The sequence below is a fragment of the Alkalibacter rhizosphaerae genome (assembly GCF_017352215.1).
In the GTDB taxonomy this organism is placed as follows: domain Bacteria; phylum Bacillota; class Clostridia; order Eubacteriales; family Alkalibacteraceae; genus Alkalibacter; species Alkalibacter rhizosphaerae.
Map to the genome: position 1 here is coordinate 344,014 of NZ_CP071444.1, position 25,641 is coordinate 369,654.

Annotated in this window: 29 protein-coding genes, 1 pseudogene and 2 riboswitches; of the genes and pseudogenes, 8 read left to right on the top strand and 22 right to left on the bottom strand. The window is 48.3% G+C overall.

Annotated features, from left to right (window positions below; genetic code table 11):
- The 20 genes and pseudogenes from J0B03_RS01695 to J0B03_RS01785 form a co-directional block, all read right to left on the bottom strand.
- The gene (locus J0B03_RS01695; protein WP_207300165.1) at nt 1-639 is read right to left on the bottom strand and encodes a precorrin-8X methylmutase; all 639 of its coding nucleotides are present in this window, start codon (nt 637-639) and stop codon (nt 1-3) included.
- The gene (locus J0B03_RS01700) at nt 626-1,447 is read right to left on the bottom strand and encodes a sirohydrochlorin cobaltochelatase (RefSeq protein ID WP_207300166.1); all 822 of its coding nucleotides are present in this window, start codon (nt 1,445-1,447) and stop codon (nt 626-628) included. The genes J0B03_RS01695 and J0B03_RS01700 overlap by 14 nt, the downstream gene beginning before the upstream one ends.
- Complete coding sequence (cobI, locus tag J0B03_RS01705; protein WP_207300167.1) at nt 1,444-2,172, bottom strand: precorrin-2 C(20)-methyltransferase; 729 nt, start codon at nt 2,170-2,172, stop codon at nt 1,444-1,446. Before cobI ends, J0B03_RS01700 begins: the two co-directional genes overlap by 4 nt.
- Nucleotides 2,169-3,470: a glutamate-1-semialdehyde 2,1-aminomutase gene (gene hemL, locus J0B03_RS01710; protein ID WP_207300168.1), complete on the bottom strand. Its 1,302-nt coding sequence runs from the start codon at nt 3,468-3,470 to the stop codon at nt 2,169-2,171. The genes cobI and hemL overlap by 4 nt, the downstream gene beginning before the upstream one ends.
- Nucleotides 3,457-4,452 (bottom strand): porphobilinogen synthase, encoded by a 996-nt coding sequence (gene hemB, locus J0B03_RS01715; RefSeq protein WP_207300959.1) that lies wholly within the window; start codon nt 4,450-4,452, stop codon nt 3,457-3,459. The genes hemL and hemB overlap by 14 nt, the downstream gene beginning before the upstream one ends.
- On the bottom strand, nt 4,452-5,960 hold the full coding sequence (gene cobA / locus J0B03_RS01720) for a uroporphyrinogen-III C-methyltransferase (RefSeq protein WP_207300169.1): 1,509 nt from the start codon (nt 5,958-5,960) through the stop codon (nt 4,452-4,454). Before cobA ends, hemB begins: the two co-directional genes overlap by 1 nt.
- Nucleotides 5,957-6,859 (bottom strand): hydroxymethylbilane synthase, encoded by a 903-nt coding sequence (gene hemC, locus J0B03_RS01725; RefSeq protein ID WP_207300170.1) that lies wholly within the window; start codon nt 6,857-6,859, stop codon nt 5,957-5,959. The genes cobA and hemC overlap by 4 nt, the downstream gene beginning before the upstream one ends.
- Entirely contained in the window at nt 6,840-7,469 is a 630-nt protein-coding gene (locus J0B03_RS01730) for a precorrin-2 dehydrogenase/sirohydrochlorin ferrochelatase family protein (protein WP_207300171.1), read from the bottom strand. The genes hemC and J0B03_RS01730 overlap by 20 nt, the downstream gene beginning before the upstream one ends.
- Nucleotide 7,470: 1 nt before the next feature.
- Entirely contained in the window at nt 7,471-8,718 is a 1,248-nt protein-coding gene (gene hemA / locus J0B03_RS01735; RefSeq protein WP_207300172.1) for a glutamyl-tRNA reductase, read from the bottom strand.
- Nucleotides 8,703-9,518 (bottom strand): energy-coupling factor ABC transporter ATP-binding protein, encoded by an 816-nt coding sequence (locus J0B03_RS01740; RefSeq protein WP_207300173.1) that lies wholly within the window; start codon nt 9,516-9,518, stop codon nt 8,703-8,705. The genes hemA and J0B03_RS01740 overlap by 16 nt, the downstream gene beginning before the upstream one ends.
- Nucleotides 9,519-9,527: 9 nt before the next feature.
- Nucleotides 9,528-10,208: a cobalt ECF transporter T component CbiQ gene (gene cbiQ, locus J0B03_RS01745; protein ID WP_207300174.1), complete on the bottom strand. Its 681-nt coding sequence runs from the start codon at nt 10,206-10,208 to the stop codon at nt 9,528-9,530.
- Complete coding sequence (locus J0B03_RS12180) at nt 10,201-10,479, bottom strand: energy-coupling factor ABC transporter substrate-binding protein (protein ID WP_246798157.1); 279 nt, start codon at nt 10,477-10,479, stop codon at nt 10,201-10,203. The genes cbiQ and J0B03_RS12180 overlap by 8 nt, the downstream gene beginning before the upstream one ends.
- Nucleotides 10,466-11,208: pseudogene (locus J0B03_RS01750) on the bottom strand (energy-coupling factor ABC transporter permease). The gene J0B03_RS12180 and the pseudogene J0B03_RS01750 overlap by 14 nt, the downstream one beginning before the upstream one ends.
- A gap of 106 nt (nt 11,209-11,314) precedes the next feature.
- Nucleotides 11,315-11,492: riboswitch (cobalamin riboswitch) on the bottom strand.
- A gap of 68 nt (nt 11,493-11,560) precedes the next feature.
- On the bottom strand, nt 11,561-12,052 hold the full coding sequence (locus tag J0B03_RS01755) for a phosphatidylglycerophosphatase A family protein (RefSeq protein WP_207300176.1): 492 nt from the start codon (nt 12,050-12,052) through the stop codon (nt 11,561-11,563).
- Nucleotides 12,053-12,099: 47 nt separating this feature from the next.
- A complete protein-coding gene (locus J0B03_RS01760) occupies nt 12,100-12,663 on the bottom strand; it encodes a hydrolase (RefSeq protein WP_207300177.1) in 564 nt (187 codons plus the stop codon).
- 67 nt (nt 12,664-12,730) lie between these two features.
- Nucleotides 12,731-13,474, bottom strand: coding sequence for an ABC transporter ATP-binding protein (locus tag J0B03_RS01765; protein ID WP_246798158.1), 744 nt, complete (start codon nt 13,472-13,474; stop codon nt 12,731-12,733).
- Nucleotides 13,443-14,450, bottom strand: coding sequence for an ABC transporter substrate-binding protein (locus tag J0B03_RS01770; RefSeq protein WP_207300179.1), 1,008 nt, complete (start codon nt 14,448-14,450; stop codon nt 13,443-13,445). The genes J0B03_RS01765 and J0B03_RS01770 overlap by 32 nt, the downstream gene beginning before the upstream one ends.
- On the bottom strand, nt 14,450-15,217 hold the full coding sequence (locus J0B03_RS01775) for an ABC transporter permease (protein WP_207300180.1): 768 nt from the start codon (nt 15,215-15,217) through the stop codon (nt 14,450-14,452). Before J0B03_RS01775 ends, J0B03_RS01770 begins: the two co-directional genes overlap by 1 nt.
- Nucleotides 15,192-15,485, bottom strand: a complete 294-nt coding sequence (locus J0B03_RS01780; protein ID WP_207300181.1) for a thiamine-binding protein — start codon at nt 15,483-15,485, stop codon at nt 15,192-15,194. Before J0B03_RS01780 ends, J0B03_RS01775 begins: the two co-directional genes overlap by 26 nt.
- A gap of 11 nt (nt 15,486-15,496) precedes the next feature.
- The gene (locus J0B03_RS01785; protein WP_207300182.1) at nt 15,497-16,234 is read right to left on the bottom strand and encodes a TatD family hydrolase; all 738 of its coding nucleotides are present in this window, start codon (nt 16,232-16,234) and stop codon (nt 15,497-15,499) included.
- 56 nt (nt 16,235-16,290) lie between these two features.
- A riboswitch (TPP riboswitch) is annotated at nt 16,291-16,395 on the bottom strand.
- 156 nt (nt 16,396-16,551) lie between these two features.
- Between J0B03_RS01785 and J0B03_RS01790 the strand changes: the two genes are divergently transcribed.
- The 8 genes from J0B03_RS01790 (at nt 16,552) to J0B03_RS01820 (ending at nt 23,304) form a co-directional block, all read left to right on the top strand.
- Entirely contained in the window at nt 16,552-17,406 is an 855-nt protein-coding gene (locus tag J0B03_RS01790; protein ID WP_207300183.1) for an ABC transporter ATP-binding protein, read from the top strand.
- Nucleotides 17,407-18,441, top strand: a complete 1,035-nt coding sequence (locus J0B03_RS01795; RefSeq protein ID WP_207300184.1) for an ABC transporter permease — start codon at nt 17,407-17,409, stop codon at nt 18,439-18,441. It begins immediately after the preceding gene.
- 12 nt (nt 18,442-18,453) lie between these two features.
- Nucleotides 18,454-19,458 carry an ABC transporter permease gene (locus J0B03_RS01800; RefSeq protein WP_207300185.1) on the top strand — a complete coding sequence of 335 codons (1,005 nt, stop codon included), beginning with the start codon at nt 18,454-18,456 and terminating at the stop codon, nt 19,456-19,458.
- Between the two features lie 18 nt (nt 19,459-19,476).
- Complete coding sequence (locus J0B03_RS01805; protein ID WP_207300186.1) at nt 19,477-19,686, top strand: hypothetical protein; 210 nt, start codon at nt 19,477-19,479, stop codon at nt 19,684-19,686.
- A gap of 87 nt (nt 19,687-19,773) precedes the next feature.
- On the top strand, nt 19,774-20,493 hold the full coding sequence (locus tag J0B03_RS01810) for a DMT family transporter (RefSeq protein ID WP_445082438.1): 720 nt from the start codon (nt 19,774-19,776) through the stop codon (nt 20,491-20,493).
- Entirely contained in the window at nt 20,481-20,693 is a 213-nt protein-coding gene (locus tag J0B03_RS12470; protein WP_445082439.1) for an EamA family transporter, read from the top strand. The genes J0B03_RS01810 and J0B03_RS12470 overlap by 13 nt, the downstream gene beginning before the upstream one ends.
- A gap of 90 nt (nt 20,694-20,783) precedes the next feature.
- Nucleotides 20,784-22,703 (top strand): biosynthetic arginine decarboxylase, encoded by a 1,920-nt coding sequence (speA, locus tag J0B03_RS01815; RefSeq protein WP_207300187.1) that lies wholly within the window; start codon nt 20,784-20,786, stop codon nt 22,701-22,703.
- Between the two features lie 106 nt (nt 22,704-22,809).
- Nucleotides 22,810-23,304 carry a rubrerythrin family protein gene (locus J0B03_RS01820; RefSeq protein ID WP_207300188.1) on the top strand — a complete coding sequence of 165 codons (495 nt, stop codon included), beginning with the start codon at nt 22,810-22,812 and terminating at the stop codon, nt 23,302-23,304.
- Nucleotides 23,305-23,351: 47 nt separating this feature from the next.
- Here the strand turns inward: J0B03_RS01820 and sfsA are convergent, their stop codons facing one another.
- Both sfsA and J0B03_RS01830 read right to left on the bottom strand, forming a co-directional pair.
- Nucleotides 23,352-24,053 (bottom strand): DNA/RNA nuclease SfsA, encoded by a 702-nt coding sequence (gene sfsA, locus J0B03_RS01825; RefSeq protein ID WP_207300189.1) that lies wholly within the window; start codon nt 24,051-24,053, stop codon nt 23,352-23,354.
- Between the two features lie 5 nt (nt 24,054-24,058).
- Nucleotides 24,059-25,504 (bottom strand): MFS transporter, encoded by a 1,446-nt coding sequence (locus tag J0B03_RS01830; RefSeq protein WP_207300190.1) that lies wholly within the window; start codon nt 25,502-25,504, stop codon nt 24,059-24,061.
- Nucleotides 25,505-25,641: the final 137 nt, after the last annotated feature.

A 25,641-nucleotide genomic window follows, 5' to 3' on the forward strand; every position in this document is an offset into this window, starting at 1 on the left:
CTACCTCTCATCATCCATCAGATAGAAGATGGCGTTCAAACAGGCGACTGCAACCGTAGAACCGCCTTTTCTTCCCTGGACGATGATGGATGGCACATCCATGCGGGAAAAATCTTCCTTGGATTCCGCTGCGCCAACAAAGCCAACAGGCACTGCAACGACAAAATCCGGTCGGACTCGACCTTCTTCTATGGCTTTTGTCAAGGTAAACAAGGCCGTGGGAGCGTTGCCGATCAAATATCCCTTCACTTCCGGGTCATCGAACGCTTTTTCCATGGACACCATGCTCCTGGTGATCCCTCTTGCTTTCGCTTCTCGGATCACGTCTTCGTCGGCTACAAAATTGACGATCTCACAGCCCAGACGTTTCAGTGTTCTTGGGTTTACACCGGATTTGATCATATTGGTATCTGCATAGATCTTGACCCCCTTGCCCAACGCTTTTTTCGCAGAAGCAATGGGTCCATGTCGAAATCGGAGCAGGGATGCATATTCAAAATCGGCGGTGGTGTGGATCACTCGTTTGACCACCATCCTTTCTTCGTCGCTAAAAGATGCATACACACCAGGATCCACCTCCGATTCGATGATTCGAAAACTTTCTTCTTCAATATCCATTGGCTTTTTAATAAACTCCATGGGTTTTTCCTCCCTTCATGGTCAATCCCTTGCCGGCGATGGCCTCTTCTACATGTCTGCAATAGATCTGCCTTATTTTAGGCAATTCCCCAAGACCCGCCAAAATTCCTTCTACGTGGTATCCTTTGTTTAAAAGGATGCTCTTCCAGGATTTTTCGTCATCCCCCAACATGTCTTCTTCAATATGATCTCCAGCCACCAGCATGAGGGGCACCAACTTCACCTCTTCTAATGCCTTTTTCTCCAAAAAGTTCACTGCCATGTCGAAAGAAGGGTATCCTTCCACAGTGGCTATATAGGCATTACCTCTGCCAGTATCTTGCAGCATGAAGTTCATGGCGGGATAGGCAGTATTTGCATGATGTTCCGAACCATGTCCCATAAATATCACTGCTTTCCCGTCGTGAAAGTCATAGACTTCATCCAAAATCTCCACCACTTCACGAAAGTCATCGGTGGTGCTCAAAAGGGGGCGGCTGATGGTCAATTTATGGAAAGATCGGCTGTTCTCCTGGCAAGCCCAGATCACTTTTTCAAATTCATAACCGTTGATGATGTGTGTGGGCACCACCACAACTTCTTCCACTCCCTCTTCTTTCAGGAATTCCAGTGCCTCTCGCACATTGTGGATGTGGAGTTCATCCCTGTTTTTCAGTTTTTTCATGATCATGCCGGAAGTAAAGGCACGATGGTGCCGGTAGTCCGGAAATCGATTTTTCATTTCCGATTCGATGGCATCAATGTTCTTCTTTCTCGTTTCATGATAGCTGGTCCCAAAACTGACGACCAGCATTGCTTTTTTTGTCACGCCTCCTCCTGCCTTTCCCATTCTTCATTTTTTTTCAACAAGATCAGGGTAAAATACCCGATTTTTTCTTCCAACGATCCATAAGTCACCTGTTCGTTTTCTCCACCGCAATCTGTTACGGAGAACATTCGTCCTTCCAACCCCTGACGTTGGACCACCCGATTGATCACATCGACAGAAGCACTGGCCTTCATGATGATCAAATTGTCGTAGATTTGAAGCGCCTCTTCCAGATCCCGGTCCTCTCGAATGTCTGTCAGTACTCCGAAGGTCTCATTTCCTCTGGCGATGGGAATGTTGAGGTGAGCTGCACTGGCACAAAAGGAGGGGATCCCCGGCACGGTTACCGGATGAACGCCCAATTTGTTGAAAAAAGGCAACATGTATGCATATGTGCTGTAGATCATGGGATCCCCCAGGGTAATGAATGCCACGTCTTTTCCTTCCTTCAACACGGAAACGATGGCTTTTGCATTGGATTCCCACACCCCATGCAGCATCTCTTCGTTTTTTCGAAGATCCACCATGGGAAACTCCAACAGCATGGTTTCTACGGCAGGATTGATGTATTCCCCGGCGATTTGATTGGCTTTGCTTTTTTTCCCCATTTTTGTAATGGGAGAAACGATGACATCGATCCTCTGTAAAATGCGTATGGCTTTTGCTGTAAGTAGCTCCGGATCTCCCGGTCCAACGCCGATGCCGTACAAAGTGCCAGTTGTCATTTTGCCATCTCCTTTACCTGTTGAAATGCGATCTGTGCAGCTTGTATTGTGCGCTGCACGTCTTCTCTACTATGGGAGGCAGATAGAAACCATCCTTCATACTGGGAAGGTGGAAGCAAGATGCCCTCTTCCAGCATAGCCTTGAAAAACACTTCGTATTGCTGTGTATCGGAAGTCATGACTTGGGAAAAAGTTGTTACAGGTCCGACTGTCATAAAGGGAGAAAGCATCCCCCCTATTCGATTGACGGTGATCTCAACTCCTGCCTTGGTTGCTGCATCGATCAATCCTGCCTCCAGCAACTTTGCCATGTCCTCCATCCGATCGTAGATGCCCGGATCCGCTTTCAAGTGGTTCAACAGGTTCCACCCCAAGTGCATGGCCAAAGGATTTCCCGACAAGGTACCTGCCTGATAGACACCACCCAAAGGAGAAACGTGTTCCATGATTTCCCGTCTTCCTCCATAAGCACCCACCGGCAATCCGCCGCCGATGATTTTCCCGAAACAAACCAGATCCGGTTTCATGCCGAAAAGGCCTGCAGCACCTTCCAACCCCAATCGGAATCCGGTGATGACTTCATCAAAAATAAGTAGGGCACCATTTTCTTTCGTCAATCGTTCCAGTTCTTGCAAAAATTCTTTGGTTGGAGCTACCACTCCCATATTGCCTGCCACCGGTTCCAAAATCACCGCTGCGATCTGATCTCCCATGTTGGCAAATACATCTTTCAGTTCATGGACTCCATTGTATTGTGCTACCAAGGTATCCTGAATCATGGCCTTTGGAAGGCCTTTGCTGGTCGGCGTATTGAATGTCAACGTACCCGAGCCGCTTTTTACCAGCAAGCCGTCGTAATGCCCATGATAGCAGCCTTCAAATTTCAAGATCTTGTCTCGTCCGGTAAATCCTCTGGCAAGGCGAATGGCGCTCATGGTTGCTTCTGTTCCAGAGTTGACCATACGGATCATCTCCGCTGCCGGATAAAGTTCCCGGATCAGTCGAGCCAGATCCAGTTCTTTTCCCGTTGGCAAACCGTAGCTGATCCCGGCGTCAAAGACTTCTTCCACTCCTTGATGGACGATGGAGCTGGCATGACCCAAGATCATGGGACCCCAGCTGGAAATGTAGTCAAGATATTCGTTGCCGTCTGCGTCTACGATGCGACTGCCCTTCGCTCGTGCTGCAAAGATGGGCGGCATTCCCACACTGCCAAAAGCTCTCACTGGAGAGTTTACGCCTCCAGGCAGCACTTCCCTTGATGCTTCGTATAGAGCTGCGGATCTATTTCGATTCATGTCTTCTTTCTCCTTTCCACGTCTGTGCCAACTCTTTTGCAAAATAAGTGATGATCAGATCAGCTCCCGCCCGTTTCATGGAAAGAAGACTCTCTTCGATGACCTCCGGATTCATCAATCCCTGTGCGATCGCCAGTTTGAGCATGGAAAACTCCCCGCTGACATTATAGGCTACTACGGGCACCTTGCAGGCCTCTTTCACTTTAGAGACAATGTCCAAATAGGACAAAGCCGGTTTGACGATGACCAGGTCGGCTCCTTCGTCCAGATCCAGTTCCAACTCTTTTAAAGCTTCTCGACTGTTGGCCGGATCCATCTGATAGGTTTTTCGGTCTCCGAAGCTTGGCGCGGAACCCGCTGCCTGGCGAAATGGTCCATAGAAGGAAGATGCATATTTTACACTGTAGGACATGATGGGAATATGGGAATATCCGCTTTCATCCAATGATCGACGAATTCCATCTACACGCCCGTCCATCATGTCGGAAGGCGCCACCATGTCCGCTCCCGCCTTGACGTGTGACAACGCCGTTTTGGCCAGCAGGGCAACGGTGGGATCATTTTCCACGCTGCCGACCTCGTTCAGTAAACCGCAATGGCCGTGGGATGTATATTCACAAAGACATACATCGGTGATGAGATATAGTTTTCCCCCGTACACTTTTCGCAAGGCTCGAATGGCTTCCTGGACGATCCCCCGGTCGTCGTATCCTTGAGAACCTACCGGATCTTTTATCTTCGGGATCCCGAAAAGGATCAATTTGTTGATCCCGGCTTCGATCAGTTCCCCGCATTCCTCTACAAGGGAGGGAATGGAATGACGATACATGCCGGGCATGGAATCGATGGATTTTCGCCCTGTCTCCATTTCCTCTACGAACAAGGGATATATGAAATCCTCCAATTCCAACCGGGTTTCCCGGATCATCTGCCGCAGGATGGGGTTTCCCCGCAGCCTTCTGGGACGCAAGTTTGTATTCATCATGCCTTCACTCCTTCCAAGAGTGCTGTGATCAATCCATCGATATTATGGGGATCCGCTTCTTTCGCCACTGGAAATCCCAGTTCTTTCATGGTTTGACTGGTGACAGGTCCTATGGAAATCAAGGGGATCCCATCCAACAGTTCCTCTTTTCCTTTCAACGCCTCCCACAAATATGTGGCTGTAGAAGAGCTGGTCAGGGTGATGGCATCCATCCGGTTGTTTTTCAAATAATCCACCAAATCTCCTTCTTCCCATGCATTTTCTCGTACGGTTCTATAAACATCCACCGAATCCACCATGCAGCATATTTCCAATCCGTCCTTGAGAACGGGACGGGACCCTTCTGCCTGCAACAAAAGAACTTGATCCGTATCCTTTAGCTGGGACGATAAGGCCGTTAGTAGAGATTCTGCCACAAAATGCTCCGGGATCAAATCCGCTCGGATCCCATACTTTTTCAATGCATCCGAAGTGGCATTGCCGATCACTGCAATTTTTGCTTTTCCTATTTTTCGCACATCGAATCCATTTTCAAAAAGGGAATCAAAGAAGAACTCTACTCCATTTTGGCTCGTGAAAACGAGCCAATCGTAGGAACCCAGTTGTTTCAGCACGGTTCGAAATGCCGGTGTATCGGTGCTTTTTTCCACATGGATCATGGGAAATTCCACAGTTTCTCCACCCAGTCCGCGAATCCGCTCCGATAATTTGCTGTTTTGTGCTCTTGCACGTGTCACCAGCACCCGCTTTCCCCTTAATGGTTTGCGTTCGAAGAAGTTCAGCTTGTCTTTGAGTTCCACCACTTTTCCGACCACAATAAGTACCGGAGACGAAATTTTTTCTTTTTTCGCCGTCTCCATAATATTTTCCAGATTGCCCGTTACACTGCGTTGATGAAAAGTGGTGGCCCACTGGACCAATGCGACAGGGGTGGTTTTGTCCATGCCATATTCCATCAAACTTTGGGCAATGGTCTCCAACTGGGCCATGCCCATATAGAACACCAGCGTTCCTTTTAACTTCGCCAGAGTCTCCCAGTCCAGTTCCCGGTCTTCATCCTTCAAATGCCCGGTAATGATATGAAAACTGGAAGCATGATCCCGGTGGGTGATGGGGATGCCGGTGTATGCCAGACCGCCAATGCCGGAAGTGATCCCGGGGATCACTTCATAAGAGATGCCCCTTTCTTCCAGGTACAGGGCCTCTTCTCCACCTCTTCCGAAAACATAAGGATCTCCTCCTTTTAATCGGGTCACGATGTGACCTTCCTTTGCTTTTTCATAAAGCAACCGGTTGATCTCATCCTGCGTCATGGTGTGGTTGCTGGATTCCTTGCCCACATAGATCTTCTCACAATCTTCCGGCGCTTGGGCCACCAGTCCCGCTCCCGCCAACCGATCGTATACCAGCACCTGGGCATTCTTTATCGATTTCAGACCGGCGACCGTGATCAAACCTTCATCACCTGGACCGGCTCCTGTAATATATACCATTCCCTGCTTCATGCCGTCCCCCCTTTTATTTGTTTTGCCAAGGCCAGGCCAACCATTTTTGCATCTTTTGCGGTTCCTTCCATTTCCATTCGATTCAGATAAGTTCCTTTTACATCTCCAAAGACCCCCTCCAAGCGGATTCGATCTCCTTCCAAATGACAGTAGGCGCCCATAGGAATATGACATCCTCCATTTGTCCCCACCAGAAAAGCTCTTTCCGCTTCCATTTGGATCCTCGCCGTCTTTTCTTCCAGGCACATAAGGACTTCGTGAAGTTTATAGTCCTCATCCCGGATCTGCAACCCCAAAATCCCTTGGGCCGGACTTGGGATCACCAAGTGTACATCCAAAGGCAAAACGACGTGTTCCAGGTCACCTGCCAATCCAAGTCGATTTAGTCCCGCCATGGCCAATACCAGTGCATCAAACCCTTGCTCTTTCATTTTTCGGATCCTTGTCTCCACATTCCCTCGAATGGGTTCCAACTGAAGATCCGGACGATGGATCAAAAGCTGGGCCCCCCTTCGCTTGCTGCCAGTCGCGACGCGAGCACCCAGCGGCAACTCCTCCAGGCTTTTTCTTCCAAAGTTCAATACCAGTCCATCTCTTGGATCTTCTCTCTTGGGAACTGCTGAAAAACGCAAACCTGGTGTCGTTTGTCCGGGCATGTCCTTCATGCTGTGCACTGCCAGATCGATGCGACCGTCCAGTAACGCTTCTTCGATCTCTTTGACAAAAACCCCTTTTTCTCCCAGTTTATCCAAACTTACATCCTGGATCCGGTCCCCCGTTGTTTTTATGATGTGCAACGAACAATCCACTTCCGGATGGTGCTTTTTTATCTCGGCCATCACCCATTTTGTCTGGGTCATGGCCAAATTGCTTCCTCTGCTACCTACCTTTATGATCATGATCTTCTCCTTCCAATGCGACGCTGAACCGGTGATTCAACCCGGCCGTGGCTGTTTCCGACAATTCTTTCAACATCTTGCTTCGATCTTTCGGCGAATCCACTTCTTCACGGATCCTTCTGCGGATCTTGGCGTAGGTTTCCAGACCGATCAATCGTTCTTCATCCAGCGCTTCCACCAATTCTTTGAGTAGTTCTCCTGTTTGTCCCGGAGAACCTCCTTTCGAGGATGCGAAAAAAAACAAACCGGACCTTTCCACGCTACTCATATTGGAAAAATCGGAAGCCTGCCCGTCAGAAACGTTGTTGCACCAGATTCGACGTTCTCTGCAGTCTTCATGGATCTTTCCATTCAATATTGGATCGGAAGTGGCGGCGATCACCAGATCCGCTTCCTTCAGATATTCGATCCGGTATTCATCCCATATAAAATCCAATCCTTCCCCATAAATGCCTTCAAGTGCCTGCAGCTCCCGGGTGCAAGCCGGCGCAAGGACACGGACACGTGCGCCTTCCCTCAATAGGGATCCGGCTTTTCTGGTTGCAACGGATCCACCGCCAATGATCAATGCTGCCATGTTCTCCACATTCAAAATCACTCCATATGCCATATCAACCACCATGCCTTTTCGAAAGTCCTTCCATAAACACTTCCAAGTTGGACTGCTGCAGTTTGTCATCCGGCTTTTTCATCCGAATAATGGGTTTTTTAAAACTTTGTTTCAAATGTCCCATCAGTAGCCGGCCGATCTCTTCCAGTTGATCCGGCGTTAGTTCTGTATTTTCTTCCAGATAGCCGATGGTTTCCCGCTGGATCCCTTCGCATTTCTCACTGACGTAATCCAATAGCGGATCCAGCCTGCTGACTTTTTTCCAATGAATGTAACCCTCGACTTCTTTCTGGAGATCTTCCTTGCACTGCTCCACGATCTGCCGTCGCTTCTCCATATTCCCATCCACCACCTTGCGAAGATCGTCGATGTCAAAGAGTGAGATCCGATCCCGATGACGAAGTTCAAGATCCACGTCCCGTGGGATGGCCAGGTCCAAAACGGATAAAGGTTTTTTTCGAATCTTCACCCGGTCTGCCATGTACACCACATGAGGGGAAGCGGTGGCCGAGATCAGCACATCGGCTTCGTCCAATGCATCAAACCTGTCGTCATAACGAACCGGGATCACTTGCTGGTACTCCGATAAAGTTGCCATCAGATTGTCGTGCCTCCGGTTGGTCATGAGAACCTTTTCCGGTTTTTCAGATAGGACATGTCGAAGGGCCAACGTTCCCATGTTTCCCGCACCGGTGATCAGCACTTTTTTGCCCTCCAGTCCATTTCCGGACTGTCTGAGCAATTGGATCCCTGTATAGCAGGTGGATATGGGTGTTTCGGAAAAACCGTAATGATGGCGGATCTTCTTGGAAAAGGTAACCCCCTCCCGAAACAGCTTGTTGAGAAATTTCCCGCTGTGCTTGTATTCCATTCCAAATTCCAAGGCTTGTTTGACCTGTCCCAGGATCTGGTCTTCCCCCAACACCATGGAATCAAAACCGGAAGCCACCTGGTAAAGGTGCATGATACCTTCTCTTTCCTGCCAGACGTTTAAATAGGAATCGATCTCCTGGCCTCCAAAAATCGATGCGAAGGCGTTCCGCGCATCCTCCACCGCTTTTTTCGGTTGTTTGGACACCATATAAATTTCGCTTCGATTGCAGGTGGAAAGGATCAGCACCTCTCTATGGCCTTGATCCAGCAAATGCCGGGCCCACTTGTGTTTTTTTGCGTTGGTATCGAATGCCGCTTTCTCCCGAATGCCAACAGCGGCCTTTTTGTAGTCCAGTCCTACTACGACGATTTCCATGATTTTTCACCCCAATAGTGATATAAGTCAGACTCCTCTTTGAATACCGGAACCTGCATGTGCCGGTGGACCTTGATCAACCAGGGGATCTCCAACCCGCAATCTCGAATGATCTCTTCTTCTAGAAACACCTTTTCCGGCGATCCTTCCAATCGATTTCTCCCTTGGTGGAGTACGTACACATAGTCGGTGATACGATAAATAAAGTCCATGTCATGGCTGGAAACCACCACTTTTGTCCCCTTGTTCTGCAGGAATCGAATGATCTCCACGATACCTTCCTTCATGGCAGGATCCAACCCTGCGGAAGGCTCATCCATTAGGATGACCTCCGGATCCATGGCCAATACGCCGGCAATGGCAACCCTCTTTTTTTGACCATAACTGAGCAGATGGACCGGCTTTTTCTGCACCTCCAAAAGTTCCATGACTCTCAGAGCTTCCTCTACCCGCTCATTTACCAAGATTTCATCAAGACCTGCGTTGCGCAGGGCAAAGGCAACATCGTCAAAGACGTTGGAAAAGAAGATCTGCTTGTCCGGATCTTGGAAAACGACCCCCACCTGTTGACGATAGTTATTTAAAAAAGATTTGCCGTAAGTCATTGGATCTTGTTTGTAATATATTTTTCCTTGGGATGGCCGAAGAATTCCCATTATATTCATAAACAAAGTGGACTTTCCGGCACCGTTGGCTCCAATAATGCCAATAACGCGCCCTTTCTTCAGATCCAGAGAAATGTTGTTTAAAGCTTGACTGCCATCTGTGTAGTTATAATACAATTCTTTGATTTCGATCATGTTATCTCCTCAGACGTGAAAATCGCCGTTAAAATTTTTTGTCGCCAGTACCATTTGCCAGTCGTTGTAGCTTTCCATCATCTTCGAATAGGTCATGACCACCAACATGGCCAGGGATTTTCTGGAAATTTTCATGGTTGCGAATCCGTTGCGCAGCTGCAAAGCATGATAACTGTCATGCACCGAAGCAAGAAAAATATGAAGAAACCGGTAGATCAGAACAATCAGTTCAATGAGGATCACGGGGAAACGAAACCTCTTCAACACACCAACCAACTGGTTCAGGGGCGTGGTCAAACTTAAAAAGTATAGACAGGACAAGGAAGCCACACACCGACCGGTCAACACTCCCACGATTCGGATCGATTCCCTTGATATTCCTATATGATAATTCCCCATTTTCCAATACCATTCCAATCCATCTCCCGATCCGGAAATGGAAACCAGCAATGTCAAAACGCTCAACAACAAAAACGACACCGGGATCAAATATAATTGAACATAGGCTCTCCATGGGATCCGGGCGAATCCGATCACCATGACGGTCATGGTGATAACAACGATCATATGTAAGAGTCCTTTCGACGTCAACAAGGATGATGTGAGCCCCAACAAAGCGAAACCCAGCTTCCATTCCGCCGATCTTTCAGCCATCTTGTTGCTGTATGCATAAGCATCCATATCAAGCATTTTTCTTGCAACCCTTTCGATAACCCAGGTAATAGGCAATCACACCGGCACCTAATGCAGCCTGCGAGGCAAAGAGCATGCTTTCGATTTCCCCACTGGCCGGTTCCACCAAAGGCTGGAACCATGGTTCATAGTCCGGGTCGATTTCTGCGATGATCCCTTCCGCTTGACCATCCGCTCCTCCGAATTCCGCATCGGGAAGCAGGACCAGCGGTACGGTCACGATCAGAACCAATAAAAGCACTAGGATCAATATGCTAGATTTTTTCATAAAGCAATCCCTCTTTCTCGTTTTCTTTGATCTTGTTGAATACCAACGCACTAAGCAGGCCTTCCCCAAAGCGATGGGTATTTGGGTGACGGCAAAGACCATCAGAAATTTCCCGACAGAACCCATCAATCCACTGACCGGATCAGGGAATGCCAATCCTAGTTGGAAAGAGGTGACTACGTAAGTAGCCAAGTTTCCAACAGCTGTCGCCGCAAAAACACTGATGTACACATTCCAATTACCTTTCCGGAGCAGTCGAAACAATCCATAAGCCACAAATGGTCCCACCACCGCCATGGAAAACGCATTGGCTCCCAGTGTCGTCAAGCCGCCGTGGGCAAGAAACAACGCTTGAAACAACAAAACGATGACGCCCAGGACGGACATGATGGACGGGCCAAATAAAATAGCCCCAAGGCCAGTTCCGGTGGGATGGGAGCAACTGCCCGTTACCGACGGCAGCTTTAAAGCGGACAAAAGGAACACAAATGCTCCAGCCAAAGCCACCAATAATTTTTTTTCCGGTTCTGCCTGGAAAATCTTGCGCAACTTCAAATAACCAAGTATCAGGAACGGTATGGTGGCTCCTGCCCACAAAAGAGCCCAATGCAATGGCAAAAAACCCTCCATGATATGCATGGCATGGACCTGTTTTTGATAAAACAACATTCCTCCAACGATCATGAGTACTGCAGCTGACTTGACTTTCTTTTTTTTCACGTTGATCATCCTTTCCATTTTACCGAAGGGAATAAAAAAAGCCCGGCTTTCAGCCGGGCATAATAGCAGAACAAACGTTCTACGACAAGCAAACATCTTCCCTCCGAAGCTTTACGAATCTCTCCAGACACAGGCAGGTCTCCTGGCTCGGCATCATCCAAACTCCCAGCCTTCCCACAACTTTCGTTGCAGTGGCATCTTTGGGGGTTTGTCCTCCTCACAGTAGCGGGGGCTGCTGAGGTATTGCACCTCATTCCCTTTTAATCGTTAGAACCTATATCGTTTATTTAGTTGTTAAATCTAGGGTACCACAGGCAAATTTTTAAATCAACATATTTTTCACAAATGAATATTTATACATTCAATATTTGTCCGAATGGGCGATCCTGCTGGCTGCAGCTGCAGCAATGGCACAAACCAGATCATCCATGAAAGTGTTGACCCGTTCCCCTTCCTTGGTGTCCAGATCCTTGACGATCCCGATCTTTTCCTTGTCCAAATAGCCGTAATTGGTCAGTCCAATGGTTCCATACAGGTTCACAATGGATAGGGGCAGGATCTCGTCGATCCCATACAGGGACTCGTCCGTTTCCACGATCTGCTGCAATGGTCGGGGCAATAACTTCTTTTCGGCGATCTCATCCAAAGCCACACCGGTCAGGATGGCATGGATGGACTCTCTTTTGGAGATGACCGCTTCCACGTTTTCCACGGCCTCTTCCAATGTCATCTCCGGATGGTATTTTGCCTGGATCGTCATGACCAGCTCCCCGATCGCTTCCAGGGTGACCCCTCTTTCATTCAATTTTTCCAAGGTGACCTTGTATAACTCGTCCATGTCGTATCTTGCCATAGTGCACCGCCTTTATTCATATTATGCAACAATTATTCCGTTGTGACTTATAAGATCTCATCCCCCATGGTCTTCATGGCTTCGATGGTCTCTTCCACCAGATCCCGCACTTCCAATCCCAGCATTTCCGCTCCCTGGGCGATGACATCCCTGGAGCAACCTTTCGCAAATGACGGTGTTTTGAATTTTTTCATGACAGACTTCACACCCAGATCCGACAAGCTTTTCGACGGCCGCATGATGGCTGTAGCGCCAATAAGGCCGGACAATTCATCGGTGGCGAAAAGATACTTTTCCATAATGAGTTCCGGTTTCACGTCCGTACAGATGCCATAGCCATGGCTGACGATGGCACGGATCAACTCCTCATCCAACCCATTTTCCTTCAAGATCGCTTCTGTTCTTTTGCAATGTTCCTCAGGGAACTTTTCAAAATCCAGGTCGTGGAGCAACCCTACCACCTTCCAGAATTCCACTCTGTCCGGATCGTGTTTTGCGGCAAAATGACCCATGATGCCGGAGACGATCTTCCCATGACGCAGCAAAAACTCGTCGCTGTTATACGCTTCCAACAATTGTTGCGCTTCTTCCATAGTCGGTATGGTACCCATATTTTCACCTCTGCTCATTTTTTGTTGTGCTTACATTATAATGATTTTACGGGTGGAAGGCAAATCTTTACAACAGCTTCAATATCTCCTCTTTCAACTCCATGGTCCTGGGCGATAAAAACCGTTTTTCCTTGTGATCCCTGTCATAATCAAGAACGATCTCCCGTTCGATGGTGGCCGGGATCTTGGACAGTACATAGATCCGGTCGGACAGGTAGATGGCTTCATCGATGTCATGGGTGATGAAAACCATGGTATTGTCCAAGGTGTCTTTCATGTCCAACAGCCAATGCTGCATCTGTCTTCTGGTAGCATAGTCCAATGAACCGAAGGCTTCGTCAAAGAGCATGATGTCTTCCGCCCGCATCAAGGTACGGACAAAACTGACCCGCTGGCGCATGCCTCCGGACAACTGGTAGGGGTATTTCTTTTCCGTTCCCTCCAGCCCGGCCAAGGGAAGATATTTTTCGATCTTTTCTTGAATGATCTCTTTGGAGACATGCTGCAGTTTTAGGGGCAGGGCAATGTTTTCATAAACCCGTTTCCATGGAAGAAGCAGATCTTTTTGCTGCATGTAGCCGACAGAGCCCTCTACTTCCACCTTTCCCCGATCTACGCCGTACAAGCCGGCAATAATGTTGAAGAGGGTGGATTTTCCGCTGCCGCTGGATCCAAGCAGGGTGACCACTTCCCCTTTTTCCACATGGAGGGTGATGTCTTCGAAAACGATCATGTCGTCAAAGGATTTTGCAACGTGCTCCAGAAGGATCACCGGTTTTCTATTGGGGAAGGAACTCGTTGGTATAGGCATTTTCCACATCCAACTCCTTTTCCAGCAGTCCGTATCCTTGGAGGAAGTCTGCGTAATTCTGCCATACTTCTTCTTCCATCAAGCCCCACTGAGGGGCCTCACCCTTGTATTCTCCCGCCAAAAACTTCTGGCTTTCCACTACCAGGTCCTGGTCCAGTTCCGGTGCATACTCCAGCAAGATCGCCGCTGCTGCTTCCGGGTCGTCCATAGCGTATCGATATCCCCGTTCCGTCGCTTTCAAAAATCTGCGGACTTTCTCCGGATCACTATCTCGAAGGGCCGTATTGGTCACCAAGACAGGAGTATAATAGTTCAAGTCTTCATGCAGGTCCTTCAGTGGCATGTAATCCAGCTCCACACCCCGCAGTTCCGCTTCGAGGCCGGTCCAGCCTTCGAAGATCCAAACGATGTCGATGTCCTTGTCCGTCGCGGCAAAAAAATCATCGGCACCAATATTGACATTTCGAAGTTTGGTATAATCCGCTCCGGCACTGGTCATGATTGCCTCCAAAATGGCTTCTTCCGACGGCGAACCCCAGCCGCCGTATACTTTTCCTTCAAAATCTTTGACGGTTTGGATGTTTTCCTCTTTTCTCCAGGCAAATCCCGAAGTATTGTCCTGGATGATGGTGGCAATGGCGATCACAGGCAGAGGATCCTTTCCAGTTCGTGCATAGGTCACATCTTCCTGATAGGTGACACCAAAGTCTCCCTGACCCGCTGCCACCAAGGTAGTGGAAGAACCTTCCATGGGCTGGACGATCTCCACGTCCAGTCCTTCTTCTTCATAATAACCATTCTTTAGTGCCACATACAGACCGGTATGGTTGGTGTTGGGGGTCCAGTCAAGGATCACTGTGGTTTTCTCCAACTCTTCCGATCCATTGGGTCCCTCCGGGCCATTGGAACAACCAGTAAACAGCAGCAGTACAACCAGCATGCTCACCAAACAATACATTACATATTTCTTTATCATCACTCTTCATTCCTTTCATTTTGCCATTTCAATACACGGTTGCTTATCAGGTCGATGATACCAATGAGTATCACGCTCAATGCGACGATGACCAGAATGGATGCGAACACCCGATCCAACGCATAGGCATTTTTGGCCCGAAGCATATACACGCCGATGCCCCGGTCCCCACCCAACCATTCTCCAATGACAGCGGACATGATCATGTAAGTGGCAGCGATCTTCAATCCTGCAAAGAAGGTGGACATGGAAAAGGGCAATTTTAAATGGACCAGGGTTTGGATCTTGGAAGCCTTCATGGTCTCAAACAATTTCAGACAATCATCATCGATGGCTTCCATCCCATCCACCAGACTGATGGCGATGGGAAAAAAACAGACGATGATGACGATAACGATCTTCGGTAATACCCCAAATCCAAACCAGATGATGAACAATGGCGCCAACGCGATGATGGGAATGGTCTGGGATATGACCAAAATGGGATAGAGGGTCTTTTTCACCGCCTCAAAACTGTCCATGATCACTGCAAGACCAAATGCCAAAGCAATGGCAAAGGCAAATCCCACCAGGGATTCGTAGACGGTGACTTGCAAATGATGGTAGATCAGCTGATGATCACCGATCAATGCCTGGCCGATCTCCACTGGCGTAGGCAAGATATACCCGGGGACTTGGCGGATCACCACAACAGCTTGCCAAAGGATCAGGAGTACTACGACCCCGAAAATGGGATAAAACCTATCGATATTTTTTGATTTTTTCATCCATGGTCACCCCTGTTTTTTTGGCGTCTACTTTGATGACGGACACCACCCGACCTGCGCCTTCTTTAAAGCAAATATCCTGGGCTTTTGCCACGATGTCCATCAATTGATGGTAGGGCCCTTCCATGGTGGTCTCCATGGGACCGACCAGGTACTTCACTCCAGTAGATCCGATGTATTCCAAAACACGGTCGATCCTTTCCAGGGAGATCTCTTCTTCCCCGATGGGCAAAATCTGCAAACTCACATTGACGATTTCGTTGTTCATGTTTTCACCACCTAACCTTTCAGCAGGGACAATGTCGTATTATAGACGGTCTCTACTACTTGCTCTTTTGGGATCCCTTTGATTCCCGCCACGGCTTCCACCACATGGATGATATCCTCTGGAAAACCAGGAGTTCCATCCAACCACTGCCTGGTTTCCATTCCATCCGTTTCCGTCAGGATCCGCTCTAGAGGCAGTTGTTCCACCATTTCTTTGGTTTGCTGTGATGTGTGGACATCGATGCCGATGGTGAAACAGCAACCGAAGTCCTTCAGTCGATCAAAAACGTGCCTGGAACCGCTATACCAGTGGACGACGGCTTTGGGATGGTCGTATTTCTTCAGAAGAGCCAGAACTTCCGTCTCCGCTCCTTTGGTGTGGAGATTGCACATCTTCCCCATTTCCCTGCTTCGTCGGATCATAAAATCGCAAACCGCCCGCTGGGCCGGGTAGGTTGCCTTGTCCGTCACCCAATGAAAATCCAGACCGATCTCTCCTATAAATGCTGCTTCTTTCATCATGGGTTCCAACTCCTCCAGATTTTCATGAAACCGATGGGCCTCCCAGGGATGGATCCCAAAACCACTGATGACATACGGACTTTTTCGACCAATGGATCTGCTGAAGGCGTAGTCTTCCGGATGGATCGTACAATCCAAGGTGAGGATCCCTTCCTTCCGGATGAAGCAAAGCGCCTCGTCCAACCGGTCTTTATAAGAATGCAAATGATTGTGAAAATCTACGAACATACCCTTCCCACCTTCCAAAAAAACAAAAAAACACTGTAATCAAATACAGTGCTCGGGTCCTACAATGAAAGCTTTCCTACGGCAGTCCTAACCGCATCAGGTTCAAAGGGTTAAAGTAATCATACTTCTCTCAGCCTTAACAGGCACCCCCAGCACATTTATGATCTTTTCACCGCCATTTTATCACAAGCCATATAGGAATGCAATGAAGCAAATTTTTTCACCTGCTTTTGTTGACAAGGAACAATACTGGGTCTATAATGTGACTAAGAGGTCATATGACCGCCAGGACACATCCAACCCAAGGAGGTTTTTTCATGATCACCGTAAAAGAATTGTTTCACGCCTACGAAAAAGGAGGTGCCTACGCCGTCCACAATGCAAATTTTACCGTCGAGAAAGGCGAGGTTTTTGGATTTCTCGGTCCTTCCGGTGCCGGAAAGTCCACCACACAGGGCATACTAACGGGACTGCTTCCCCTGCAGCAGGGTGAAGTGACCGTCGCAGGTTTTGACATGCGGCACCCGAAAAGAGAAATGTTCAACAAGATCGGCGTATCTTTCGAACAGTCCAACGCGTATGGAAAGCTGACAGCATTGGAGAACTTGGATTTTTACAGGAAATTGTTTGACGTGCCAACGGTAGATCCTATGAAACTGCTGGAAATGGTGGGCTTGGATCACGTCGCCAACAAAAAGACCGAGGAATTCTCCAAGGGTATGAAACACCGCCTTACCTTTGTACGAAGCATGATCAATCATCCTGAAATGTGGTTTCTGGACGAACCCACCACAGGATTGGATCCCACCATCGCCAGCCAGATCAAGGATATTGTAAAGGAAGAAAACGCCAAAGGAACTACGGTGTTTCTGACCACTCACAACATGTTCGTCGCGGACGAATTGTGTCATCGGGTGGCATTTATCATTGACGGCGAAATCAAATTGATCGACTCTCCAAGAAATTTGAAGCTGAAATACGGCGAAAAAATGGTGGCCGTTGAATATATGGAAAATGCTGAATTGAAGAAAGAAACCTTGTCTCTCGTTTTGGAAGAGGAAAAGAACCGTTTGGCCCAAATCATCCAAAAGGGAAACATCCAAATGATGCATACAAAAGAAGCCACCCTGGAAGAGATCTTCATCAAAGTCACCGGAAGGGGGCTGCAGTAAATGGCAAAGCTTTGGACGACCTTTCTAAAAGATGCCAAGCTTTCCTTTCAAGGCCTTTATTTCTACATCGAGATCGGATTGGCGCTGATCTTCATCGCCGTCATGCTCTTTGTGGTTCCGGAAAACTTTGATCAAAACCAAAAGGCCTTCATCTTTGCCAACGTGGATGAAAGCGTATTGGATCAGTTGAGCGATGAGTGGTCGGAGGTGGATCCATCCTATTTTGTGGACAGCCGCAAGGACTTGGAAGCCGCTCTGGAAGAGGACCGCAGTGCCGTCGGTGTTGAACTTCGACAGGAAGATGGAAAACTGGTATTCGACTTTGTACTGCAAGGCCATGAGAGCCCTGCCATGAAAAACTTGCTGAAAGGAACGCTGGAAGCATCTTTTCTCACCCAGATCCCCGGTTTTGATACCCAGGTGGAGGAATCGGTACTGGAGCCGGACGCCAAGAGGCTGTCGGATCGGGAAAACGTTCTCCCCATCTACTTGACGGTCAATATGGGCCTCATGGGATTGTTCATCATAGCCGCTTACATATTTTTGGACAAGGACGAAGGGGTCATCAAAGCCTATGCCGTTGCTCCGGTGCGGATCTGGCAGTACCTGGCTTCCAAAGTGATGATCATGATGCTCATGGGCATTTTGACCTCCCTGTTGGTGGTGGTGGCTCTAACGGGCTTCAAGGTCAATTTTATCCTGTTGCTGGGATTGATCGTCGCCTTCAATTTCTTCGGCTCTGCGTTGGGATTGCTGCTGTCCAGTTTCTTTGACTCCATGACCAAGGCCATGGGTGCCTTGTATGCAGCGGTGATGATCATGATCCTGCCCGTCATTTCTTACTTTGCACCATCCTTCAATCCGGTGTGGATTCGATTCTTCCCCACCTACCCCATGATGTTCTCCTTTCGTTCCTTGTTGCTGGAAGATACGAATCTGGCATACATGGGCATGAACATTGGGTTGTTTCTTGTGTTGGGGGTACTGCTCTTTATTGCAGCTGCCGCCCGATTCAAGAAATCATTGACGGTTTAAAAGGAGGTTCCCATGAAAAAAATACTTGCTATCGTTCGAAGAGACGTAAAAAGCGGAACCAGGGACTGGCTGATCCTCTACTTGAGCATCGCCCCCATCCTATTTGCGTTGGTCATAAAAGCCTTGATCCCTGGAGTGGAGTCTTCCACCTTGAATGTAGTACTTCTGGAAGACGTGGACAAGGAACTGTCCGGCTATGTGGAAAACTATGCAGAAGTAGAATATGTGGATTCCATGGAAGCCATGGAGGAACGGGTCCTTCGCATGGATGACATCTACGGTGTAACGGAAGGCGAATCCGAAGTCTATCGTATCATCCGGCAAGGCAACGAAGTCGGCGACACCCACGAAGTCCTTTCCATGCTGCTGGATCAACTGGCTTATGAAGAGCCTGTAGAGATGCCCGTCGATGTCCGCTTTTCCGACGTTGGCTGGGAGATGTCTCCCTTGAAGCTATATGGCGGCAACATGATCATTCTTTTTACCACGGTCCTCGGCGGCATGCTGATCCTGTTGAATCTGGTGGAAGAAAAAATGAGCAATACCATCAGCGCCGTCAACGTCAGTCCCGTCACCAGGGTGGAGTTTGTCATCGGCAAAGGAATGTTGGGATTTTTGCTGGCCCTGCTGGGATCTTTGGCTGTGGTTTGGATCCTGAATTTTGGCGCTATACGATATGACATGCTGCTGGTCAGCCTGATCAGCATCGCATTTATCAGCGTGATCATCGGATTCAGCATTGGTGTGGTCCACAATGAACCCATCGCCGCCATTGCCAGCATGAAGGTGACCTTTGTCCCCGTATTGGCTTCGGTTTTCGGCGCCATGTACCTGCCGGACAAATGGCAGTTTGTATTGTATTGGTCCCCCTTCTACTGGGCCTATGACAGCATCCGGGACATTTTGCTGCAGACGGCAGACTGGCCTCAAGTACTTCGCAACAGTTTACTGATATTGGTATTAACATCGTTGGTTTTTCTTGCGCTGCGAAAGCGGATCTCGCAAGGTTTAAGATAATAGGAGGAGGTAGCACACATGAAAGGTTGGGCATTGTTGGGACTGATCCTGATCGTATACGGGATCGCCGTCATCGGGATCACGGTAAAAAAACCGAAAAGCATTTGGGACATGGCAAAAATTCGCATGTTCCGCAAAGTTTTGGGAGAGCAGGGCACCGTTGTATTCTTTTATATTTTTGCTGCAGTGGCCATTGGCGTCGGCGCTTGGCTCATGATTTCCCAGTAACCCGTAAAAAAAGGCCCTCAGGCCTTTTTTTTGTGCTATAATGAGGGCTGTTTCTACATGATTAATACAAGAACAGAAGGTGTTGTTTTGGATACAAAATTATTTTTTACAAAAAAAAGAAATATCGTATTGCTGGCCATTTTATGCACTCTGCTGTGGGGCAGCGCCTATCCCGGGGTAAAAACAGGATATGAGCTCTTTGCCATTGAAACATCGGACATCTACGGCAAAATCGCCTTTGCCGGATATCGATTCACCCTGTCCGGAATCCTGGTGCTGATCTTTCACTATCTGGTATATAAAAAAATCGAGATCCCGACAAAAGTCCAGTTGCCCCGGGTCTTCTTCCTGGGCCTGATGGTCACTTCCCTGCAATACTCTTTGTTCTACGTGGGTTTGGCCAACACGACAGGCATCAACGGCGCCATTCTCAATGGGACAGGCACCTTTTTTTCCGTCCTCCTTGCCCATTTCATCTATGCAGACGATCGGTTGAACCTGCGAAAAGCTTTGGGAACGGCCGTTGGTTTTTCCGGAGTGGTTTTGATCAACCTGGCCGGCAATCCGGATGCACCTTTGCAGATCAACTATCTGGGCGACGGACTCCTGATACTGGCCGCATTAATGAGTGCCATCGGCTTCATTTACTCAAAGAAACTCAGCCAGTCCATCAACAGCGTCACATTGACTGGCTTTCAGCTATTATTCGGTGGAAGTGTACTGGTCATGATCGCCCTGGCCAACGGAACCCCCTTCGGGGCTTCACCCCCACCTCCACTCTATTGCTCTTGTATTTGTCCTTTCTGACAGCCACGGCCTTTTCCATATGGACCACCTTGTTCAAGTACAACCGGGTCAGCAGCATCAGCCTGTACAAATTTTTGATCCCCATTTTTGGCGCTGTTCTCTCCGCACTCTTTCTGGGAGAAAGCCTGTTTCGATGGGTCAATCTGATCGCATTGGTTCTGGTCAGCTCCGGAATCTACTTTGTCAACAAAACCCGCTGAAATACCGGTTTCCTGGTTGGGATATCGGTTGCAGGCAAGGAACAAGCGTGATAATATTTAATTGAATAATGATACGGAAGGAACGTTGTCATGAATAAAACAGAACTATTGGGTCGTTGGACCAAAGAAAAATCAGAAGAACTCTACGGCATCAAAAACTGGGGTGCCGGATATTTTTCCATTTCCGACAATGGAGAAGTGCTGGTCAATCCATACCGAAACAACAAGGAATCCAGCATTTCTTTTATGGACATGATTTCCGGGATCCGGGAGCGGGGCTTGGACATGCCTGTTTTGCTGCGTTTTGAAAATTTACTGGATGCCCAGATCTCCTTTTTGAACGAATCCTTTTTAAAAGCCATGAAGTCCTTGAATTATCAGGGCACTTATCGGGGTGTATATCCCGTCAAAGTCAATCAGCAACAGCAGGTCATCGAAGAAGTGACCAAATTCGGCCAACGATACCACCATGGACTGGAAGTGGGAAGCAAGCCGGAGTTGATTGCCGCCCTTGCCCATCTCAAGGACAAGGAGGCCTGTCTGATCTGCAACGGATACAAGGATGCGGAGTTCATCGACCTGGTCCTTTATGCCGTGAAAATGGGCTACAAGTGCTTTTTTGTCATCGAAGTACCGGGAGAGCTGGACCTGTTGATGGAGCGAAGCAAGGCACTGGATATCGATCCTTACATCGGGATCCGCATCAAGCTCTCTGCAAAAGCCGGCGGCCACTGGACCGATTCCGGTGGAGATCGAAGCATTTTCGGACTCAACATGTCCCAGGTCATCACCATCGTCGATCAATTGAAAGAACATGGCAAACTGGATTGTCTTCGTTTGATGCACTATCACCTGGGATCACAGATCCCCAATATCCGGGACATCCGTTCCGCTGTTCTGGAGGCCACCCGGGTCTACGCAGAATTGGTCAAGGAAGGTGCTCCCATGGGATATCTGGATCTTGGCGGCGGTTTGGCCGTCGATTACGACGGATCCAACACCAACTACACCAACAGCCGAAACTACTCTGTTGAAGAATACTGCACCGACATCGTGGAAGCCGTCATGTCCATATTGGAGCCGTCGGAAGTGCCCCACCCCATCATCGTGACGGAATCGGGAAGAACCACGGTAGCTTATTATTCGGTACTCCTGTTCAATGTTCTCGATGTGGAAAAACTGGAAGAATACGAGTTACCGGATCAACTGACGGAAGAGACGCCGGATCAGATCAAGTACCTTTTTGAAGCATACAAGGGACTGACCCTGAAGAACATCCAGGAATGCTACAATGACGGTCTTTATTATCGAGACCAGATCCGGGAAATGTTCAAACACGGAACCATCAGCTTGCGCCAACGATCTTTCTCGGAAAAAATCTTCTGGAGCCTGATCAGCAAGATCGCCAAGGAAAAGACAAAACTGAAAAATCCTCCACCGGACTTGGAAGATCTGGAAAGCGCCATTGCCGACATATACTATTGTAATTTTTCCGTGTTTCAATCCATTCCGGACAGCTGGGCCATCGATCAGCTTTTCCCCATCATGCCCCTGCACCGATTGACGGAATTGCCGAAGCGAAACGGGATCATCGCCGACATCACCTGCGACTGCGATGGAAAGATCGACCGGTTCATCGACTTGCATGATGTGCGAAGCACCCTGCCCCTTCACGAACTGAAAAACGGGGACGATTATTACCTGGGCGTCTTTCTGGTCGGTGCCTATCAGGAGACCTTGGGAGACCTCCACAACCTCTTTGGCGATACCAACGTGGTCAGCGTGCGGATCTACCCCGACGGCAATTACGATTTCGTCAAGGAGATCCAGGGAGACAGCGTGGCAGATGTTCTTTCCTACGTGGAATACGACCCGAAAGAACTGCTGGATCGGTTCCGGGAAACCGCCGAAGACGCAGTGAGGGAAGGACAGATCAATCCAACAGACCGACGGGAGATCATGCGGGCTTATGATACCGGCCTTCGCGGGTATACCTATTACGAACGGTAAATACACGTAAAAACAAGATGTTGTGTTTTGCCTTCGTCATTTGTGGTATATAGTATAAAGATGTGAAAGATCACATCCAAATGAAAACATTGGAATGGAGGCAATTATGGAAAATTCGAAAACACTAAAGAACCTGATGGATGCTTTTGCCGGAGAATCCCAGGCAAACAGAAAATATCTGGCTTTTTCTAAAAAAGCGGCAGCAGAAGGCAAAAACAATGCAGCCAAGCTGTTCAAGGCTGCCAGCGACGCGGAGACACTTCACGCGCTGAAGCACTTTGAAGTGGCAGGTAAGATCAAAGACACGGCAACCAACCTTCAAGCTGCAGTAGACGGAGAAAACTACGAAGCGGAAAGCATGTATCCAGAATTTTTGGAAGCTGCAAAAGAAGAAGGCAACAAGGAAGCCATCCGCACCTTTACTTTCGCCCTCAAAGCAGAAGAAGTCCACGCCAAGTTGTACCAGGAAGCCCTGGAAAACATGGATGAAGAGGAAGAAGTATTCTACTATCTCTGCCCTGTCTGCGGCAACATCGAAAAAGCTCGACCGGATACCTGCTTCATCTGCGGCGCACCTGGCGACAAGTTCATCAAATATTAAAAAGAATAAAAAACAAACGACCGGATCACATCCGGTCGTTTGTCTGTTTAAAGCTGAATGGGGATGGGCCGGTCCAGAACAATGGCATCCCTTGCTACCAAAGTATCGTAACAAAGGATCTCCACGCCCATGTTCCTGGCATGACGAAGGGCTTCCCCGAATTTCGGATCTGTTTCATCATTGGGCTCAAAACGGATGGGCCCTTTCATCTGGATGAGAAAAAAGACAAAATTCCGATATCCTTCCATTTGCAACTCTTTCAACTCGTTCAAATGTTTCCTTCCCCGTTCCGTCGGAGCGTCCGGGAACCGGGCCACACCATCTTCTTCAAGGGTCACGCCCTTTACTTCGATGTATCCCTTGGCTTCTTTTGTCTCACAATAAAAGTCGAACCGGGATCTTCCCACCGTCGCTTCCCTTTTATAAAAGGTCACTTCTCCGATCTCCGGGATGGACCCTTCCTTTAAACCTTCTTCTACTACACTGTTGGGAACCTGGGAATCCATGTTGACCAAAATATATTTTCCGTCGTTCCCCTTTTTTTCTACGGCGATCAGACTGAATTTGGTCTTCCGATTTGGATTGGTAGCCTCTTCCAGGTACACGATGCTGTCCTCCAAGAGCAGCTCTGCACACCGACCGGTATTTTTAACGTGGGCGATCTCTTCCTGTTCCCCCACCCCTACTCGAGCAATGAAACGATTGGGCCTCTTTATGAAATGTCCTTTTATGATCCGACCGTATTTCATGGTTCCTACTCCTCTTCCGCCTGCAGCTCGATATCTGTTTGGATCCGTTCGATCCGATCCTTGTTCAACCCATACATGGAGATGGCAACATAGGAAGCCATAAAACCAACGATGGAGCCGATCCCGATAAAAAGTCCCATGGATATGGCCGTAGTATTTCCCTGCATGGCATTGGAAGCATCAAACTTCACAAAATCCAAAAACCAGCCGATCAGTAGAAGGGTAATGGATTGGGACAATTTATAAAACATGGTGAGAAAGCCGTAGTAGCTGCCTTCCGCCCGTTCTCCGCTTTGGAGCTCGTCCTTGTCCACCACATCCGCCATCATGGACTGGGGCAGGGTAAACAATCCGGATGTACCAAAGCCCGCCAATGCTGCAAAGGGAATGAAATACCAGACGATCCCCTGGACTTGCTGGCGGAACAATACCATGACCGAAAACATAACGCAGCTAACCAAAGAGATCAAGATCCCGATTTTCATGGATGGTTTCTTGTCCAAATGCAAACTGATTTTATACCACAGGGGCTGTGCCAGGATGGATACGGCAAATTGAACGCCAACGATGATGGCGATCTGCTGGCTGCTAAAAAAGAAGGTGAAGGTAAACACATGGAGGCCCATGTTTGCCAATAACGCAGAGGCAATATTATTGAACATGTAGGATAAAGAAACGGCGCGAAATTCCCTGTTTATAAATATACGGCGAAATTCCTCCAGCATCTGTCTGGGTTGGAATCCCTTTTTCTCGGACAGCATATGTTCCTTCAGTACTGGAATGTACTTCTTGGTCGTCAACACGGTAAACAGGCTGAATCCCACCACCACCAGGCTGGAGAAAATGCCCATGAGCCGGTAAGACTGGGGATTGAGCTGACCAGACGGAAACAATGACGTTGGCTGAAAAAATACATACATGCCAAATACGGAGACAAAAGCCAGCCCCAACAGGAAAAAAACGGTTTTTACACTTTGGATCTCCGTTCTCTCATGATAGTCTTTTGACAATTCTGCTCCCAATGCAGAATATGGGGTGACATAGATGGTGCTGAATGTCTTGATGGACAAGATCAGCAGCAAAATCATCCCGAATTTCATGCCGGTAGACATATCCGGGTCCAGATTCCATAGAAACAGATTTGCCACGGCCATGCCCATGCCGCCTATGAGCAGGTACTGGTGACGTCGCCCAAACCTTTTGGATCGGGTCGAATCCGAAATATAACCCATGAACGGATCTGTCACTGCATCCCAGACGATACTCAGGCTCATGGCCGTACCGATAAACCCGCCCGGAATACCCAGAATGACCGTGCAATAGAATACCAAATAAGTGCCCACCACCTGCTGTATGACGCCTGTGCTGAAATTTCCGGAACCGTAACCGATTTTATCAAAAAAAGATATGTCGCTTTGTTGTTTTCTTATTGTCGTTTGCAAAAGATTCACCTTTCCTCCAATATCATGGATTCTTCATTCTATCATATTTTCCTTGCCTGTTCACTGGAAAATGATCCTTTGAATTGATATAATTATTTGATTCGATTATAATAGATAGTACACTTTGATAAATAATATCATGTTTA